23 protein-coding genes and 1 pseudogene are annotated in these 15,513 nt (G+C 36.4%); all 24 read right to left on the reverse strand.

Features of this window, described 5'->3' with window-relative positions:
• Positions 1-22 precede the first annotated feature (22 nt).
• Positions 23-556 (reverse strand): hypothetical protein, encoded by a 534-nt coding sequence (locus tag J2T16_RS06040; protein ID WP_499017961.1) that lies wholly within the window; start codon positions 554-556, stop codon positions 23-25.
• Between the two features lie 55 nt (positions 557-611).
• A complete protein-coding gene (locus J2T16_RS06045) occupies positions 612-1,205 on the reverse strand; it encodes a hypothetical protein (protein ID WP_499017963.1) in 594 nt (197 codons plus the stop codon).
• A 116-nt stretch (positions 1,206-1,321) separates the two neighbouring features.
• Complete coding sequence (locus tag J2T16_RS06050; protein ID WP_221791044.1) at positions 1,322-1,840, reverse strand: phosphotransferase-like protein; 519 nt, start codon at positions 1,838-1,840, stop codon at positions 1,322-1,324.
• 104 nt (positions 1,841-1,944) lie between these two features.
• Positions 1,945-2,646: a metallophosphoesterase family protein gene (locus J2T16_RS06055; protein WP_221791046.1), complete on the reverse strand. Its 702-nt coding sequence runs from the start codon at positions 2,644-2,646 to the stop codon at positions 1,945-1,947.
• On the reverse strand, positions 2,643-3,242 hold the full coding sequence (locus J2T16_RS06060; protein WP_221791048.1) for a class I SAM-dependent methyltransferase: 600 nt from the start codon (positions 3,240-3,242) through the stop codon (positions 2,643-2,645). The genes J2T16_RS06055 and J2T16_RS06060 overlap by 4 nt, the downstream gene beginning before the upstream one ends.
• Positions 3,243-3,298: 56 nt before the next feature.
• Positions 3,299-3,598 carry a hypothetical protein gene (locus tag J2T16_RS06065; RefSeq protein ID WP_154886289.1) on the reverse strand — a complete coding sequence of 100 codons (300 nt, stop codon included), beginning with the start codon at positions 3,596-3,598 and terminating at the stop codon, positions 3,299-3,301.
• A 552-nt stretch (positions 3,599-4,150) separates the two neighbouring features.
• A complete protein-coding gene (locus J2T16_RS06070) occupies positions 4,151-4,651 on the reverse strand; it encodes a helicase (protein WP_336122818.1) in 501 nt (166 codons plus the stop codon).
• 63 nt (positions 4,652-4,714) lie between these two features.
• Positions 4,715-5,221: pseudogene (locus J2T16_RS06075) on the reverse strand (YfiT family bacillithiol transferase); the annotation flags it as partial.
• A 146-nt stretch (positions 5,222-5,367) separates the two neighbouring features.
• The gene (locus J2T16_RS06080; protein ID WP_154958883.1) at positions 5,368-5,655 is read right to left on the reverse strand and encodes a hypothetical protein; all 288 of its coding nucleotides are present in this window, start codon (positions 5,653-5,655) and stop codon (positions 5,368-5,370) included.
• A gap of 16 nt (positions 5,656-5,671) precedes the next feature.
• Positions 5,672-6,277 carry an oxidoreductase gene (locus tag J2T16_RS06085; protein ID WP_336122426.1) on the reverse strand — a complete coding sequence of 202 codons (606 nt, stop codon included), beginning with the start codon at positions 6,275-6,277 and terminating at the stop codon, positions 5,672-5,674.
• Positions 6,278-6,759: 482 nt separating this feature from the next.
• Complete coding sequence (locus J2T16_RS06090) at positions 6,760-7,194, reverse strand: DUF6557 family protein (RefSeq protein WP_221791057.1); 435 nt, start codon at positions 7,192-7,194, stop codon at positions 6,760-6,762.
• 88 nt (positions 7,195-7,282) lie between these two features.
• Positions 7,283-7,732, reverse strand: a complete 450-nt coding sequence (locus J2T16_RS06095; protein WP_154886293.1) for a hypothetical protein — start codon at positions 7,730-7,732, stop codon at positions 7,283-7,285.
• Positions 7,733-7,795: 63 nt separating this feature from the next.
• A complete protein-coding gene (locus J2T16_RS06100; RefSeq protein WP_221791059.1) occupies positions 7,796-8,248 on the reverse strand; it encodes a hypothetical protein in 453 nt (150 codons plus the stop codon).
• Between the two features lie 14 nt (positions 8,249-8,262).
• Positions 8,263-8,844 (reverse strand): hypothetical protein, encoded by a 582-nt coding sequence (locus J2T16_RS06105; protein ID WP_221791061.1) that lies wholly within the window; start codon positions 8,842-8,844, stop codon positions 8,263-8,265.
• A gap of 30 nt (positions 8,845-8,874) precedes the next feature.
• Positions 8,875-9,294, reverse strand: a complete 420-nt coding sequence (locus tag J2T16_RS06110; RefSeq protein ID WP_221791063.1) for an HD domain-containing protein — start codon at positions 9,292-9,294, stop codon at positions 8,875-8,877.
• Positions 9,295-9,311: 17 nt separating this feature from the next.
• Complete coding sequence (locus J2T16_RS06115) at positions 9,312-9,641, reverse strand: low molecular weight protein tyrosine phosphatase family protein (protein WP_090920973.1); 330 nt, start codon at positions 9,639-9,641, stop codon at positions 9,312-9,314.
• Between the two features lie 23 nt (positions 9,642-9,664).
• Entirely contained in the window at positions 9,665-10,153 is a 489-nt protein-coding gene (locus tag J2T16_RS06120; RefSeq protein WP_499017967.1) for a hypothetical protein, read from the reverse strand.
• 25 nt (positions 10,154-10,178) lie between these two features.
• Positions 10,179-10,658 (reverse strand): DinB family protein, encoded by a 480-nt coding sequence (locus tag J2T16_RS06125; RefSeq protein WP_499017968.1) that lies wholly within the window; start codon positions 10,656-10,658, stop codon positions 10,179-10,181.
• Between the two features lie 94 nt (positions 10,659-10,752).
• Entirely contained in the window at positions 10,753-11,748 is a 996-nt protein-coding gene (locus J2T16_RS06130) for a phosphotransferase enzyme family protein (protein WP_499017969.1), read from the reverse strand.
• A gap of 90 nt (positions 11,749-11,838) precedes the next feature.
• On the reverse strand, positions 11,839-12,465 hold the full coding sequence (locus J2T16_RS06135) for a Type 1 glutamine amidotransferase-like domain-containing protein (RefSeq protein ID WP_221791070.1): 627 nt from the start codon (positions 12,463-12,465) through the stop codon (positions 11,839-11,841).
• A 51-nt stretch (positions 12,466-12,516) separates the two neighbouring features.
• Positions 12,517-12,837 (reverse strand): GrpB family protein, encoded by a 321-nt coding sequence (locus tag J2T16_RS06140; RefSeq protein ID WP_418792743.1) that lies wholly within the window; start codon positions 12,835-12,837, stop codon positions 12,517-12,519.
• A 62-nt stretch (positions 12,838-12,899) separates the two neighbouring features.
• On the reverse strand, positions 12,900-13,832 hold the full coding sequence (locus J2T16_RS06145) for a phosphotransferase family protein (protein WP_499017970.1): 933 nt from the start codon (positions 13,830-13,832) through the stop codon (positions 12,900-12,902).
• 19 nt (positions 13,833-13,851) lie between these two features.
• Positions 13,852-14,340, reverse strand: coding sequence for an NUDIX hydrolase (locus tag J2T16_RS06150; protein ID WP_090920989.1), 489 nt, complete (start codon positions 14,338-14,340; stop codon positions 13,852-13,854).
• Positions 14,341-14,567: 227 nt separating this feature from the next.
• A complete protein-coding gene (locus tag J2T16_RS06155; RefSeq protein ID WP_339838151.1) occupies positions 14,568-15,449 on the reverse strand; it encodes a GNAT family N-acetyltransferase in 882 nt (293 codons plus the stop codon).
• Positions 15,450-15,513: the final 64 nt, after the last annotated feature.

Consider the following 15,513-nt stretch of genomic DNA (forward strand, 5'->3'; position numbering starts at 1 on the left):
TGATACACCTCTGTTCGTGAAGTTAAGTCTCAAGCAGTGTGTTCAATCCTTTTCTAATCCCATACGTTAAAATGTCGTTCGCTAACAAGCTCTTAATCAGATCCTGATTCACATACTCATTGCTTGTTTGCAAATAATCTAAAATCAAATCCGCTTTCTCATGTCTACCCATCATCTGATAAGCAACGTACCACACTTCAGGACTTGAAACCTGCATACCGTGCCATTTTACATTTGGAATAGGCAATATAGGTAACTTCAGCCGTTTTCCATCTACATCAAAAGCAAATCCGCCAATGACATCCACGTTTAACGACCCAATCTCCATTCTATATTCACTTGCAAAAGGTTTGTCGCCGCTTTCCTTCTCGATCCACTCATATCCAGCAATCGCTTCTATAAATTTGAATTTTGGACAATCGACCATCAGATCCCAATCGTTCACGGAATCAACCAAGCCAAAAAAACACAACATCGCACTTCCACCCAGTGAATATGCAATATGATTTGCTTCTAATCGTTTGACTACTGGTAAGATCTCTTGAGGATTTATCATTATGTGTCCCACTCCTAGCGCACATTTTATATCAATCATTCGTTTCTAAATTACATTAATATAAAATCTCGATCTGGTTATATACGTTCAGCGGCTCCTGATCAATCAACACATTTGGATCTTTCTGCTCGGTAAGTAACATATTCAATATATTTAACTCGTAGTACCATTCTCCGGTATCCTGATAGATATGCCTTCCGTTGTACACCACTCTTCCATATTCGTTTGAAGTCAATCCAAATGCCCGCTCTGTCAAAGGCTGATATCGCTTATCATATCGGATAGGTTTCCCACATTCCGGGGAGTAGGTGAAGGTTACATCATATTCGGAATTTTCGGATTCAGGCTCCTTATTATCAATCAAAACACAACCCAATTTGAAATTCTTTGCAGTAGGTTTCAGAATGACACTTTTATCTTGAATCTTCTCAAAACCGTTCTTGTTCTGCAAAATGAGCATTCGGTGGTAAGGCAGACCATAGGATGTGTCGTAACTGAACAGCATATCCGGTAAACGGAAGGCTTTCTCCATATCATTTCGGGCAGTGGAAAAAGGGGCCCCTCTCACATCCTTCTCCCAGCGCAAGGTTATGAACTGAAGAAGTATTCTTTCTCGATTCGAGCGCTCTTTATGTTTCCCAAATTGCATATCTGTTTGCTCCTTCTTCCTGCTATTGTGCTGAAATAGTCAAGAAGCTGGTCCATCTTGCTTTAGACGTCCCAGCTTCATTTTTATTCTCCTCGTTTCATGCCACAGAAGAAACCTTATTCACTTTTGAATAACGTGTTGATAATCATCTCCGCGCATTCTTCAGGTGTATGCTGACTCGTATCAACCGAGTACGTATACTGAATGTCGGACGCCATAATACGATGTTGCTCTTCAGACTGGTCTTCTCTGCGGTCTCCCCGTTCAAGGTTACGCTGACGACAGATATCGAGAGGGCAATGTAGCTCCACAATCTCTAGTGGATATCCTTCAAATATCTTTTTCACTTGTTCATAATGCGGTGCAAGCTCCGGTCTCTCCACCAAAATCCCATCGATCAGCACATGCTTGCCATGGTCTGAGAATACCTTCGCTGTGTGATACATCATGATGATGGCTTCGCTTAGGTATTTCCAGTAATCGGTCCGTAGATGTTTATCTCCGATTGTATTCTCAAATAAATCGTTCGCCACAACATAAAAGAACGGATCGTCATATGACTGCATCGCCTCGACTATAGACGTTTTCCCCGAACTCGTTACACCATTCAAAAAAATAATTCTGCCTCTATCCATTATGATATCTCCCTTTGCTAAAATAAGAATTTATAAATATTTTACAGCATGAACCAATACACACTCTAACGCTCATTAATTCAAGCGAGATCGTTTACAATTTTTTAGAAGTGTTCTACCGAGTAAGTACCATTCTGATAAATTAAACAATTAAGCTGCATTCCAAAAGCACATCCACCGTCAATGCCAATCTTATCTTCAGCAAACCAAACGTCCGCTGATCCATGTATGTCTTTCGTTTTGGTATGTCCAAAGACAACTTTTTTGTGAAGATCTTCGAATCTATGGTGGATAAATTTATCTTTAATATACATAAAATCATGCTCGGGTTGTTGCCTCCATTCACTGTAATCCGGATTCAATCCAGCATGAACATAAATATGATTTTCATCCTCGTGGAATAAAGGTAAATTGCTCAAAAAATTAATATGATGACTATAATCCGCCTTTATGATCTTCCTTGCCGTTTCTAACACTTCATTCGAAACTTCATCGTTCAGTTGACAGTAACTTTCAAGGGTTCGAAGTCCTCCATGTTCCATAAACTTGGATTGAATGGATGAAGTTCCGTCATATATGAGATCCACGAATCTTTGGTCATGATTTCCTTTTAACGCGATAGCGTGATGTTCTTGTACTAATTCCATGACCTTATCAACGACTTTTCTACTATTAGAACCTCGATCCACGTAATCTCCCAGAAGGATCAACTGATCATATTTTGAATTGTAGTCTACGTTAATTAACAATTGATTTAATGCATCAATACAACCATGAATATCACTAATCATGAGAGTTCGATTCATAGAACCCCCTCCTTTTGGATCTTCATGCAGTAAAAACTGACATTTGAAAATCGGTTATATTCTTCGATATGCTTTAGCTCAAATTTCAATTCAGTCAATAGTTCGAATAGATTTTCTTTTTTGTGGTATCTATTAAAATCCATATACATGAATTGAGCTTCCGGTTTTAACACCTCTGATATTTTCTGCAAACCTTTGCGGTATTTGCCGGTCTCTTGAAGAGCAGAGCCAATCATGGTGACCAGATCATAAGTTTGAGGCAATTCGCATGCTAAGAAGTCCTCACATATAACAGTAGAAGCATTGGGATGGCCCTCCTTTTTTTGTCGGTATTTGAATATTTCACATATATCCTTGTTAATATCAATACTTGTTAAACAACCCGCACCGTTCAACAAGTAACCGATATAATCGTCCCATTCTCCTACTCCAATGCCAACGTTAAGCGCATTCATGCCACTGAACACGTCAAAGTATTTTGCTAGAAAATCTCTGGTTTCCAATTCCAAATACAAACTCGCAGGCGAGAGATTCCACTGATAGGCTTCCTTCTCCCTCATATGTAAATAAAAATCCAAGAGATTTTGATCATCCATACCGATCACCCACCTGAAAATTAATATAATTAACTTCAGCGTACAATTACCCGATATTATTTATATTTATCCTCAAACTCTTTGTTTCTCTTTTTCATTTCGGTGATCGAATGTTGAAAGAAAGCGATGTGACGAATGAAGTACATTGCTCCCACCAAGATGCAGATGCCTCCCACCAAGTAGTTCAAGTCCAAATTCATCTCATAGTTAATCGGGCTGTAACTTCCTGCTCCTGCGGACTGAAACGCGGCATATCCCAATTTTGGTATGACCTGTTCAATCGTTTTGGTAAGTGTCACTATACTGATTCCAACAATAATGAGAATGAACGAAAAAATTTTGGGTAGTGCCTTCAACTCGAGTGACCTCCTTTCCAGATAAACCTCAGATTGTTTCGTAACTCCTCAACAATTTCAGATACTTGTTCTCGCCTGTACAGCTGCGTATAGAGTTTATATTGTTCTTTTAATTCTGAGCATGTTTCAAATTCCTTTAGTAAATCCAAACTGCGCTCACCCATTTGTGCTTCTGAGGGTCTCAATTTATCCCTGGCGATCAGGGTACTTCGATCTACCAACAAGACAACATAGACAACCCTGAATTGAAAATCCGTTAACTGCTGCACAAGCCATTCTATTTCTGAAGGGAAAGTAATGTAGTCAATGACAACATCATAATTCTGTTCTAACAGATTCCGGGTTAAGCTCAATATATTTTTTGCGACGTTGTCGATTTTCCTACCCCAGCCGGCCCCGAGATCTCGTATATGGTTTGACTCATGTTGTCCTCACCTTCTATTTATACATCTGGATATACCACATATCGAATCAATTCTTCGTAAAATGATGCCGTATCTTTCCATCTCCGATTGAATGATCCGACCAAGCCCTCTCAATCTTGCGCTACAGTCAAGTACTGCAAAAGATAAAACGGTCATGAGGGTTCCACACATGCAGATCATCCGCAATGTAACCTCGTAACCACAACTCGTCGTTTGTACGTCTGAGATAAAAGCCTTTTGGAAAATAATCATCCTTAATAAGAGGTTTAGAAGCTATTGTAATCGAACCTGATGGTGCTTGGTTTCCTTTTTCAGTGCTTGATGTACATGTCTCAGGTTGATCCAAATACTGAGTTCTAAGAAAGGGACCCAAATCAATAGGACATAACTGCAAACCAAGAGTATCCGCCATTTGAAAGAGTTGTAAGGTCGTAGCTCCATCCAAAAATCCTAGATTTCTAACTGATAACTCGACCGTCTCTAGCCGCCTCTTGGTGGGAGAAATGACAAATTTCTCATCATCAAACAGTTTATTTCCGTATTCATTCATTCGAATTGAACACTGCTGTAATTTATCTTTAAGCTGCGGTTTGCTTACTCCCCCAACTTCAATGACTCTTATTTTCATGGGACAATGAGGGTAAATTTCTTCTTGGTTAAGCACTCCTATTTTTGTGACACTTTTTAAAGATTTAATCTGAGCAATATGATGCTGTCCATGCCAGACCAATCGTTGAATGGCAACATCCAGCGAAATGGTACCTAATACCTCTGTTCGAAGCTTCCGCTTGAATTGCTCAGGTTGTAAACCACGTAGTAGTGTGAGAAATCGTTTGTGCAGTATTTCAAGCAACATGATTGAATCTTCCATTGGCAAATCTTTATACTCCTGTAACGCTGCCCATAAATCCTCGCGATACGAGCTTGCTAGTGGTTCCTCTTCAGTTAATGCTCTTTTGAATCTTATGTACGCGTTCATATCGTTGTCTGCAAGATGGTGTACAATCTGGATGATCGTCCAGCCGCCTGTACGATAAGGAGTACGAAGTTGCTCATTATTAAGATCTTGTGTGATCTCCCTCAAGGTCTTTGCAATCTCGGGAATTTGATCCAATATGTGTTTTCGATTCTCATCAGTAAATTCAAATCGGGGCTCAAAGTGTCCAATCGGAAAACGTATCTTTTCATCTAAGTCCATATTTAACACCGCTCCAATCGTTTACTACAGGATCAAATCATATCCAATATAACCCACAATGTTCCATTTGCGAAGTGGAAAAATAAAAAAAGAAGCAGCCATGATCCTAACGGCTAGCTTCAATGACTCCATCTTATATAGTAAAATCAGGCATAGTACCCTCCTTCTTTTAGATACGAAGCCGTAACTTTATAATGTTTATAGATCTTACTGAATGCCCGGTTTGCTTTATGTTGATGTTCTCCATCACTTAAACACGGCTTGGTTACCTTAACAACTTCTCTCATATCTGTATCCATGCTCATTTCGCCTGTGAGCAGGCGTTCTATATTTAATTCAAACCGGCCTTCAAGATTCTCAGAGCAGTCTCCGTAAGCATACGTTGCAGTACCGTCATTGACACAAATTAATTTAAAATCAATACAAAATGCCATTCATTCGCTCCTCAGTTTACAAATTATATTTCATTTTCATTCTCTCATATAATTTGAAATCAGGATGTTGGTTTAGAAGCTCTGTAACTAACTCTTTCCATTTATCCTCAATCCACTTAGGGCTCTGATCTTTCAGAACCTCCTCGTTGAATTGACTATCTATATACTCCAGATCCTTTTTGAGAATACCTATATCATTAGCCAATTGATTCCTGGAATCTGGATCAAGTGAGAGCCGATTTGAAGCGATGTCACCCATTAATTCTACTTTTGCATATACATAAAAATCTCTGAAGGTATTATAAATAAGGTAACTTGATGCTTGTCCATCTTCCTGAAAATCCGTATTTAGAAAGGTAAAGGCTTCTTCGCCTACTTTTAATGAAACTAATAATTCTGCTAATGATTGAATAACCTGTTCCTTTGGAGATTCATCCTTCAACGTTTTTATGATAACATCCAGATTGTTAATGGATTCTTTTATTCCAATTTGAAAACCGTGATTTAATTTTAGATTGTAATCTCTCTCTTGAAATTCCTTATATCCTTTCAATTGAAAGTTATAAAACAAACTTATAATCAGACCAACCGTTAATACAATGATTCCAATATTTTTCTTCATTTTCTCTCCTTATACTCATGTAAAATTGAATTCGAGCTAAAATGTCACATTTTTTATACTAATTTTCTCCCTCCTAATCCCAACTGTAATTAATATAACCCAACTTGTTCCATTTTTGAACCCATAAATAATAAAAAATAGTCCAGTGACTGGGCTATTTCATTCCAAAAGAACTATTGATCCATTATAGTGCCTAGATCATTCACAGAAAAAAGGCATTCCAGCCAGAATAATTGATAATCAGCAGGAGGATTATCTAACTTACTTAGTTCGTTCGATAGCTCGTTGTGATGAATATTCCATACTTCTCTGGTTAACAACCTAATTTATTATATGTACTTGTATAGTCCTCTTCCTCGACCAAATAATTAGCAACATTGTATACAAGCTTGGTAATGGTATTTATTTTGTGCTTCATCCTGATCACCCCAACATCATATCTGCGCCAATTTTGCCTAAAGTCCCTGTGTTCACTCCGATTGTTAATCATCTTCAAGATGATCAATCCGATCTTTGATTTGTTCTTCAGAAAAACCAAACCAAGTCATTTCAACCAAACAAATTGCGACGATTTGTTCATTTGAGAATTGCTCAAGTACCTGTTGATCTACATAAAAACCTAACCATTCTCCCCACTTACTTGCGGAAAGATCCCAATATCCTTCCCACTCAGGTGAATTATTCTTTCCGTGTACTCTATATTCGATGTCTTTTTTATCCTTATCATCATCAGAATCAATCGAGTCTATATGAACAATCATTTCAACTACATTAGTTGCAGGGTTTTGTAAAAGAATGGATTCATATACTGTTACATATTTTTCTTTTATTTGAGCCATATCAGGATAGTATTTAATCATGTTATCCCAAACGGCATCGAAAGTAACACGCTCTAAAATCTCCTTAAAAGTAATCAACTCATTGCACTCCTATTCTTTATAAGACTCTCAATGGTTAGGGTAGCGTTTAATTGCTAATCTGAGAATTTAATAGGTACAGTCGCCACTATTTCTCATTTATTTCATACCAAATTCTATAACCCTCAATGTTTGTTTCAGAATAGTCGCTAGCGTTGGATGTTTTGAAATATCTCGCATAATAAGCATGTTCAATGGTTTTCGTATCCTCATCCGTATTCATATCAAGATAAATTTTGGATATTTCCAGTCCCCATTTAACGCTACGAGCAATCTCATTCATGTTATCCACTGTAGTAAATCTCTTGATTACTGTAAGAATTGCTTCCAGTTCTTCTTTACTCGGTTCTTTGCTCATGTCTATTCTGCAAGAGAGATTTGGACGGGTAAACGTAAAATGAACTTTTTCAATCGACGGAAAAAGTTCCTTCAGCTCTTTTGTTAATTCTTTGGTTGAATCGGTATGGATCTTATGTGTAGTACTGCAACCTGTTATAAGTAGAAGGATACCTATCAATATAGGAATTAATTTACTCATCCTGGACTCCAATCATTGAGTATTTGTACAGATTACTCTGAGCAGCCCAGCTTCCATGATCTATTAGATGTCCTGCTCATGTCTCATGGCTGCATCAATAAGTCTATCCAATGCTTTTGAAATCTTTCCAAATGATTGTGAATTGATCCCTTCAATCAAAGGGGAATAGAATACGATCACATTAATCTCTTCATTAGCTACATTTAATCCCTTCGCTTTGAAAAACCTTGCTGAATATTTATTTTCAAATCGATCTGTAGAGCAAATTTCTTCTCCCGTAACCTCACTCACTTCAATGGATACCGTGAAATATTCCTCAAATTCAATTCGATCCTTAATTAACGTCCATCGGAATAAGGTAATCTCTTGACCATCAGGTCTTAAATAGGCATGACATCCCGTGCCATCCGCATGAAATTCTAATTGTGTATCTTCAAATGCATCATAAAAAAACGCTTCAGATGACCACACTCCTATAAGATCATCATTATAAAAAAAATGCACTGGCTCACTCATATAACATACCTCATTTAATTATTTCGCTTCAAATTACGTATAATCAGTTCTATAGATTTCTTGGTTGAATACTGATCAAAATGTGAATGCCCTGAATACGAGCTTGCTAAGTATGCACATTGATGAATCAATAGTTCGTATCCCAGCTGAGATGCATTAATGATGGCTAAATCTTTGTTCGCCATAACTCTCAATTGTTCATCGTATTTCCAATGTTGCCAAGTCTTCCACATTGATTCATCGTGAGAATCTATCAACGGAATTGTATAAGTTCCTGGCTGTATATGCTTTATCACTGTTTTTAGATTTTTTAAATCTCTTTGATTTATTGGAGTTATCGCACCGTTAAATACCAAGAGATCACAACTTGAATCATCTTCTCTCGCAAAATAAATAATGTCGTGAGTATACATGGCGTGCTGAAATAAACTGGCTAATAGAAACATTTCAGGACAGTCCTTAGCATCTACTAAGAGTAGATGACCCAGCTCTTCTTTTACTTTGATATTTATATCCTTCTGTCTTAAGACTACTGCTGTCCACACAGCACTTTGAAATTTTATCTGTATTCTAGGAATTGTAATTGTCTGGGACATAACGTACCTCTTTTTAGTTTCTTTCACATGTTATTCACGCTCTAATCTTTCCAACGCCTTTCTATATTTATCAAGTCGATTATAGTCTTCCTGCGTCGGATTTTTTATTCTTGATATGTTCATATTCTCTTTAATATCTGCGATCTTTACATTTCTTGCAGTTCGATTCGTTGTTGTCTTCTCAATAAATTCTTCGTAACTATCCTCTGTAGATCTCGTCAACAACTGAATGGCTGTTAAAATTTCTTCCGAAAATCCTAAACCTCTTAACTCTTCAATTGTGACTTCTGAATCTTCAATGGCATCATGGAGAACAGCCACGATCTTTTCTTCCATGCTTTCCACTCTGTTCATAACAGCTAACGGATGTAAAATATAAGGTTGCCCACCTTTATCAAGCTGCCCTTTATGAGCTTGTAACGCGAGAGATATAGCTGATTCGATGTCCAAAATAATCAACTCCTTATTTAGATGGGCACTTCAATATATTCGGACACTCTTGCTTTCAAAATTTCTATTAATTCTTCATCCATGAATTGATAATCATCTGGAATATCCAGACAGATTAAACGTTTATCTTTTAGACTTGTTGGAAATTTTTCCTTCAATCTTCTCACATGTTTTTTCTCCATAACAAAAATTAATTCTGACCATCCAATGTGCCCTCCCGTAACCTTGATTCTTGCTCCAGTTTCGGTTCCAGCCGACCTTACTTCATATCCGTTGTACCCTTCAAAAATTTTCTCAGCAGTTAAGCTACGCCATTTATTCCGGCTGCAAATAAACAGTAATTTTATGTCATCTCACCTATCCTTTTTAATTATTCATTTGTTTGACTTATTATTTTAGGACAAATATTTTCAATATAGTCATTTTCAATGGCCTCTTCTATCCAAAGCACCCTAGTTTCTTCTTCATTGTAGATAGCATGCTCATATGTAAAAAGTTTGAATCTACAGTCATTCAGCCCCCCATTCTTTGGTACTACTATGCTTCGATAAGTAATCCTGTCCCTATTAATAATATGTATTAAATCGTCTCGATCATGAGGCTTATACCAATAAACTAATTCATTCTCGATAAATGAATAATTCATTTCAAAAACTTTCTCTTTGCTCCTTATTATTGTTCGCTCTTCAATATATGCCCGATCCTCAGGAAATGCCCGAAAATTACATTCAAAATAAGGAAATAACAAGTCATGGTCTGCATCTATAAACTGACTTAAAATTGTTGCTTCTTCTTCAGTTGTTAAGTTGAAATTGTAAATAGCCAGATTCTCAAAAAACAACATTGTATTCACTCCCATGAATGGATAGTAGTCTAATCTGATATTATCTACCTCGAATTTGTTTCTTTAATAACATAATTTGTCCAATATGATATGCACTATGAATACTTAGATTAGAAACAACACCCCACCAAGGAGCATTAAAATATTCTGGAAGTTGCTTTGTTAGTTTAGATTCATCTGTTTCTTCTAAAACTACTCTCCAACTGATAAAAACATGCTCAAGTCTATTTAATGTTTCCTTCCAGCCAGCATCATTCAATTGATCTTCATTCAAAACAAAAGTTTCATCATTGTTGATCCCATGATTTAATACAAATTCTCCAGCCTTATAACGCTCAAGCCATTTCTCATTCCAATAAATAAGGTGATTCACAATGGACCAAATGGTTTGTTTATTATCATCCTCAGTCAATGCTTCTTTCATTGTTACATCTTTCAATATGTCCTCCAGCGGAATAAACCAGCTTTTATCGTTATAACATGCCGATATTTGATCTGTTAAAATGGATTTATAGCTCATCATTTGATCCTCTTCTCTTCATTCATTCTAAGTGTTGATTTCTTCAGTAAACGTCCTGCATTTATAATACAAGCTTAGTCCATGCCACATTAAACTACCTGCTAAAATCCATATCAATATACGGGATATCATGCTCGATATTATTCAGATAGAATTTCAACGCTTCCTTGTCCCAATCACTCCAGTTGTTATAGTTATCAAAATTATAACTTCTATAAATCGCGGAAACTACACCAAACTGTCTAAGATTAATAAAATCAGGGATTAATTCTAACCATGTACGATCTATTGTATTTTCTTTAACATAACCATCCATGAAATTATAATAATACCTCTTGGTTATCTCCAACCTTTGCTTTCCATCGACTACCCAAGGGATTGGAATTTCATAGAATAACGGGATAGCAATATCACTCACAAACCAACTGTATTCGGCTTCATCAAAATCAATAAATACAACATCGTCTTCTACATTTAAGTAATTCCCATGATTTAAATCCCCATGAATCATTCCATACGAATCCGTATTCTTTGGAAGCTGACTAAGCTTTCTCTTCAGAATTTCGTATTGATCCATTACATAAGAAAGTTCCGCAGGTAAATACTCTTTCATATGGATCAAAAACTCTTTTTCATGCCATTGTCTCCTGTTTAATTTATGTATTAGATTTGACGTCTTTGAAATATTATGCATTTTCCCTGTATAACCACCGATTCTTTGATAGAACAGATCGCTCTCTTCAGCGATTTTAGCCTTTCTTCCACTAGAAAACTCAAAAGATGTTGCATAAAATCCCCCATCACTGATTTCCTCTACAAACTTCCCATGAATAGATGTTATAGCTTTGGAAACAGATACATGATGAGAAGACAAGTGATTTATAAAATCTATTTCAGATAAAATCTCCTTTTCGGTTCGATGGGATTTATGTGTTATCCGGAGAACAACATTTGTACCATTGGACTCCCCAAAATAAACAAAGTTCTGAAAACCTTCCAAATCTTGAAGACTGGATTGAATAATATTAAACTTTTGCGCTGCTTCATGAAGCACTTTCTCAGTAAATAGTTCTTTAACATGCTTTTCCATCAAATCTCTTCCTTTCTATATCACGATCTCGCCTAACATCTCGTATTTACTTAGCCTTCTATGGCTTAAGAGCTTCAGCATTTACGACTTCTACTGTGTTTGATTCGTTAAAATCGAAATATATTCATCATCTCTAAGCCTTGTCACTTTACAATTCTCATTAGATTCAAATTCAACGATTCTCTCTTCAATCGTTCTATTCGTACTATCTCTAAATATGTCCTCTCGATCATAGTGAGGAAAGATAAACTTGTCGGTTACACATAATGCTCTAAAATCCGTTACATCCATCGTATTCATCTCTGGAGTAAAGTAACCGACAATGTTAATATTCGGTCCCAGTATTAACGCGCCAGCACTTACTCCAATTATAATTACATTCTGCGAAGCCAATGTTTTAATAATTGCATCAGCACCACTTTTTTTAGCGTAATACAATAAAGTAAAGGGATTCCCCCCATTAATATATATAACATCTCTATGTAAAAGGATTTGCGGGTCATCAAATTCGATATCTACAAACTCAATATTCTGAAACCCCATGTCTTTGAAATCTTGCATTGCCCTTTGTGCATATCTATTATTTTCTTTCATAGGGGATCCTGTTGTAATAATAGCGACCTTTAATTGAGAAATATCTCTATCAATAAAATCCAGAAATTGATTTTTAATATCTTCCGTATTAAACCCACAAGAGGTCAGTAACACGCTACTCATTCAAATCCCGTCCTTAATAAGAATTTATCTGATCTTATAACCTGAAATATGCTACAAAACATCTTTGTACTCTTTCATTATCCTCGTAACAAATTCTGTTTTCCCTTCAGTATAGGCTTTGCGATTGTTTCTGAATTCAGATGACAGTTGGATCTTCAAATTTGAATACTCAGATACCAATAGGGGATGCTTCCTTAATATGTCCCGGAACATGATATGTCTTTGTAGTTCGTCACTTTCTCTAGTACATACGTACAGATGATGTTCGTACTTGATATCGCTTTCAGCACTGGTAAGGTACCTAGTCATCTTTCTTTCAAATGCCTCTCTATTTTTTATTTCTAAATCACCTTCGTGTACATACCAGACCAAGGGCGAATGTGCGTAACATAAATATTACGTTATTCCATCACTAAAGTAGTTTCATATCTTATCTAGGATACAGTCATATTTATATACTTGTTTAATTCGTCCAGCCATCTCTTATCATCTTTCCACGTGGATAAAAACCATGACATATATCGTAATCCCAAGTATCTGGACGTAATTGTATAATTCAGTTTAAATTTACCCTCCGATAGATTTAATCCTCTCGAATTCATCAACATTCTATAGTTCTCGGCTTGAGAAAACTCTCTATACCTAAGCGCTACATCAATGTATAAGCAACCATAATGTGCTTCTTCCCAATCAATGAAATATACATTTCGGTTTTTGTGAACTAATGTATTGCCGGGGTGTAGATCGTTATGTACAAGGGTATGGGAGCTTTCATCACTGAGAACTTTATCCATGTCCTTAACTATATGCTCTGCAACCTTATCAATCTCTGGAATAAGATCACCAAAATGACTTATAAAATCCGGATCTGATTTTGCATTATTCCAAGTCGGTCCCCATTTCTCGTTCAGTATTGATTTAATATATCTTGAATCAAGCAATGGAAGCCATGCCAATTTATAATATTTTTCAAAGTTGAACGCATGTATATCTGCCAGAGCAGCTTGTTCATTTTTTTGAAGCAGTTCGATATCTAAATTATTGTAATCCGTTTCATAATCTACATCCTGCATGCAAAGATATTCTCGGCTGTTACTTGTCATATTTAATGTAAAACTAAATGGAACATTTGCTGATTGATCATTTAGATAATTTAATGTACGCCTTTCAATGAGTGACGCTCTCTTTGAAATAAGATTAATACTCCAATCACGAGTATCATTTCTAAGTAATATTTCATGTCTTTTAAGTTCTACAGCTGAGGTGCCGTAAGCAAGATCCTGATCTTTAATACTCAATATTTCTGCATTAGGCGATACGAAACGGTCAATTGTATTCTGCATTGTGTCTCTAAGTTCTGTATTCATTTATCCTCCTTAATAAAAATTATAAATACCTTTGAACTTTTACATTACATTCTGTCGTGGTCGGAGTAATATACTCAATATAATTCACCGAGTCACTAAAATTTAAATAAGCTTCGTAACGAGTTCGAATGGCTGGGAGAGTAATAAAATCCAGAACCTTGTCCTTTGCAACCCAGCGGCAATCACTTGTTTCTTCAGAAGTACTTAACTCTCCTCCCTCAACTTTACATACAAAATCAAACATAACCTTCGTTGGAACATCAGTTACTCCGTCATACCACTTATGTATTCCCGTGCTTGATACAATGTTAACTAAATGGCTTACTGTAACATCAATTCCACTTTCCTCCTTGATTTCACGGATCACACCATCAATTAGATTTTCCCCAACTTCAGTAATCCCACCAGGATATACCCATCCATCATCATGAGCTTTTACCAAAAGTATATTTCCGTTTCCATCCTCTACTATTCCACCCGCTGATACGATATGTGTTGGAAATCCCATTTTATTACCTCCTATTCACCAGTTATATTTCTTTATTTTGTTCCTGTATTCACGAATTTTCACTGCCTTAAGTGAATAGAGAGATCCGCGATTAAACAGTGCAAGGTTGTCCGACCGAATATGCTTCCCTGCTACTGAATAAGCTTCTTTGAAACCTCATCTATGCTTCAACTCGGACTATGGATCGACAGCGACTCAACAACTATCACTTAACGATGATCGAAATATCAGATGTTTTGCCAATAGAATGTATAATGTGAATGTTGCTGAAATCCTAATGACTTATAAAAATGACTATCAGAAATAACATATGCTTTTTTAGCACCTAAGGAACGGCCTCTTTTTAAAGCTTCCATAACCACTGCTTGGCCTAGACCTTTATGACGATACTCAGGAACCGTACATACAGGTTCAACATAAACATAATCTGTTTTCGGACTATACCATAAGCCACAGTATGCAACATATTCCCCATATTTATTTTCAGCCACAACATGTAGAAGCGGGTTCAAATGGGTTGCGGATAACATTTCTTTTTGCTTATTCATCGTAACTTCATCAACGGGTACAGGCCCTTCGTTATCAAATGCTTGCCATAACATATGATGAAGTTTATATAAGTCATTCTTTATATCAATGTTTTTTAGGGTTATGCCTTCAGAAATTGTACCTTCAAGGCTAACATTCTCTAGTGCAAGCTCAAGTATGTTTTCCGTCTGATCATGCGTAACAAAATGATAACTACGCAGTAAATCTACAGTATGGATATCTTTATCATTCACCGCAATCCCAAGGCCACTTTCATTACTGAAAGTAGCAATAGCATATTCTAATATATCTTTTTCTAACTCTTCAAATCCCTGTTTAGTAGCAAAAAAAGCTTCACCGAAATAATGGTCATACGTTGCTATAGCTACTAACTCATCAGAATGATACCATAAACCAATTTTATTTTTTAAGTCACGATTAAATTCAGGATGAAAAAACATCCATTCCCACCTTGCCCAATTCCAATTGATATGTTTACGATCGTTTTTTGATAGTTCAATCAAAAAATCACAAACTTGTTCATAATACGAATCGTCAAAATTTTTAAAAACAATTTTCATGACAATCCCCCATATCATATAAATTCTGAGTCTATTTCACATAACCTTACCGTATTCACGACCC

This window comes from Paenibacillus intestini, from assembly GCF_030803945.1.
GTDB lineage: Bacteria > Bacillota > Bacilli > Paenibacillales > Paenibacillaceae > Paenibacillus > Paenibacillus polysaccharolyticus.

Coding starts and splice junctions, on each gene's coding strand:
- J2T16_RS06040 (WP_499017961.1), bottom strand. CDS start 556: ATGATAAATCCTCAAGAGATCTTACCAGTAGTCAAACGATTAGAAGCA.
- J2T16_RS06045 (WP_499017963.1), bottom strand. CDS start 1,205: ATGCAATTTGGGAAACATAAAGAGCGCTCGAATCGAGAAAGAATACTT.
- J2T16_RS06050 (WP_221791044.1), bottom strand. CDS start 1,840: ATGGATAGAGGCAGAATTATTTTTTTGAATGGTGTAACGAGTTCGGGG.
- J2T16_RS06055 (WP_221791046.1), bottom strand. CDS start 2,646: ATGAATCGAACTCTCATGATTAGTGATATTCATGGTTGTATTGATGCA.
- J2T16_RS06060 (WP_221791048.1), bottom strand. CDS start 3,242: ATGGATGATCAAAATCTCTTGGATTTTTATTTACATATGAGGGAGAAG.
- J2T16_RS06070 (WP_336122818.1), bottom strand. CDS start 4,651: ATGAAAATAAGAGTCATTGAAGTTGGGGGAGTAAGCAAACCGCAGCTT.
- J2T16_RS06080 (WP_154958883.1), bottom strand. CDS start 5,655: ATGGCATTTTGTATTGATTTTAAATTAATTTGTGTCAATGACGGTACT.
- J2T16_RS06085 (WP_336122426.1), bottom strand. CDS start 6,277: ATGAAGAAAAATATTGGAATCATTGTATTAACGGTTGGTCTGATTATA.
- J2T16_RS06095 (WP_154886293.1), bottom strand. CDS start 7,732: ATGAGTAAATTAATTCCTATATTGATAGGTATCCTTCTACTTATAACA.
- J2T16_RS06100 (WP_221791059.1), bottom strand. CDS start 8,248: ATGAGTGAGCCAGTGCATTTTTTTTATAATGATGATCTTATAGGAGTG.
- J2T16_RS06105 (WP_221791061.1), bottom strand. CDS start 8,844: ATGTCCCAGACAATTACAATTCCTAGAATACAGATAAAATTTCAAAGT.
- J2T16_RS06120 (WP_499017967.1), bottom strand. CDS start 10,153: ATGGGAGTGAATACAATGTTGTTTTTTGAGAATCTGGCTATTTACAAT.
- J2T16_RS06125 (WP_499017968.1), bottom strand. CDS start 10,658: ATGAGCTATAAATCCATTTTAACAGATCAAATATCGGCATGTTATAAC.
- J2T16_RS06130 (WP_499017969.1), bottom strand. CDS start 11,748: ATGGAAAAGCATGTTAAAGAACTATTTACTGAGAAAGTGCTTCATGAA.
- J2T16_RS06135 (WP_221791070.1), bottom strand. CDS start 12,465: ATGAGTAGCGTGTTACTGACCTCTTGTGGGTTTAATACGGAAGATATT.
- J2T16_RS06145 (WP_499017970.1), bottom strand. CDS start 13,832: ATGAATACAGAACTTAGAGACACAATGCAGAATACAATTGACCGTTTC.
- J2T16_RS06150 (WP_090920989.1), bottom strand. CDS start 14,340: ATGGGATTTCCAACACATATCGTATCAGCGGGTGGAATAGTAGAGGAT.
- J2T16_RS06155 (WP_339838151.1), bottom strand. CDS start 15,449: ATGAAAATTGTTTTTAAAAATTTTGACGATTCGTATTATGAACAAGTT.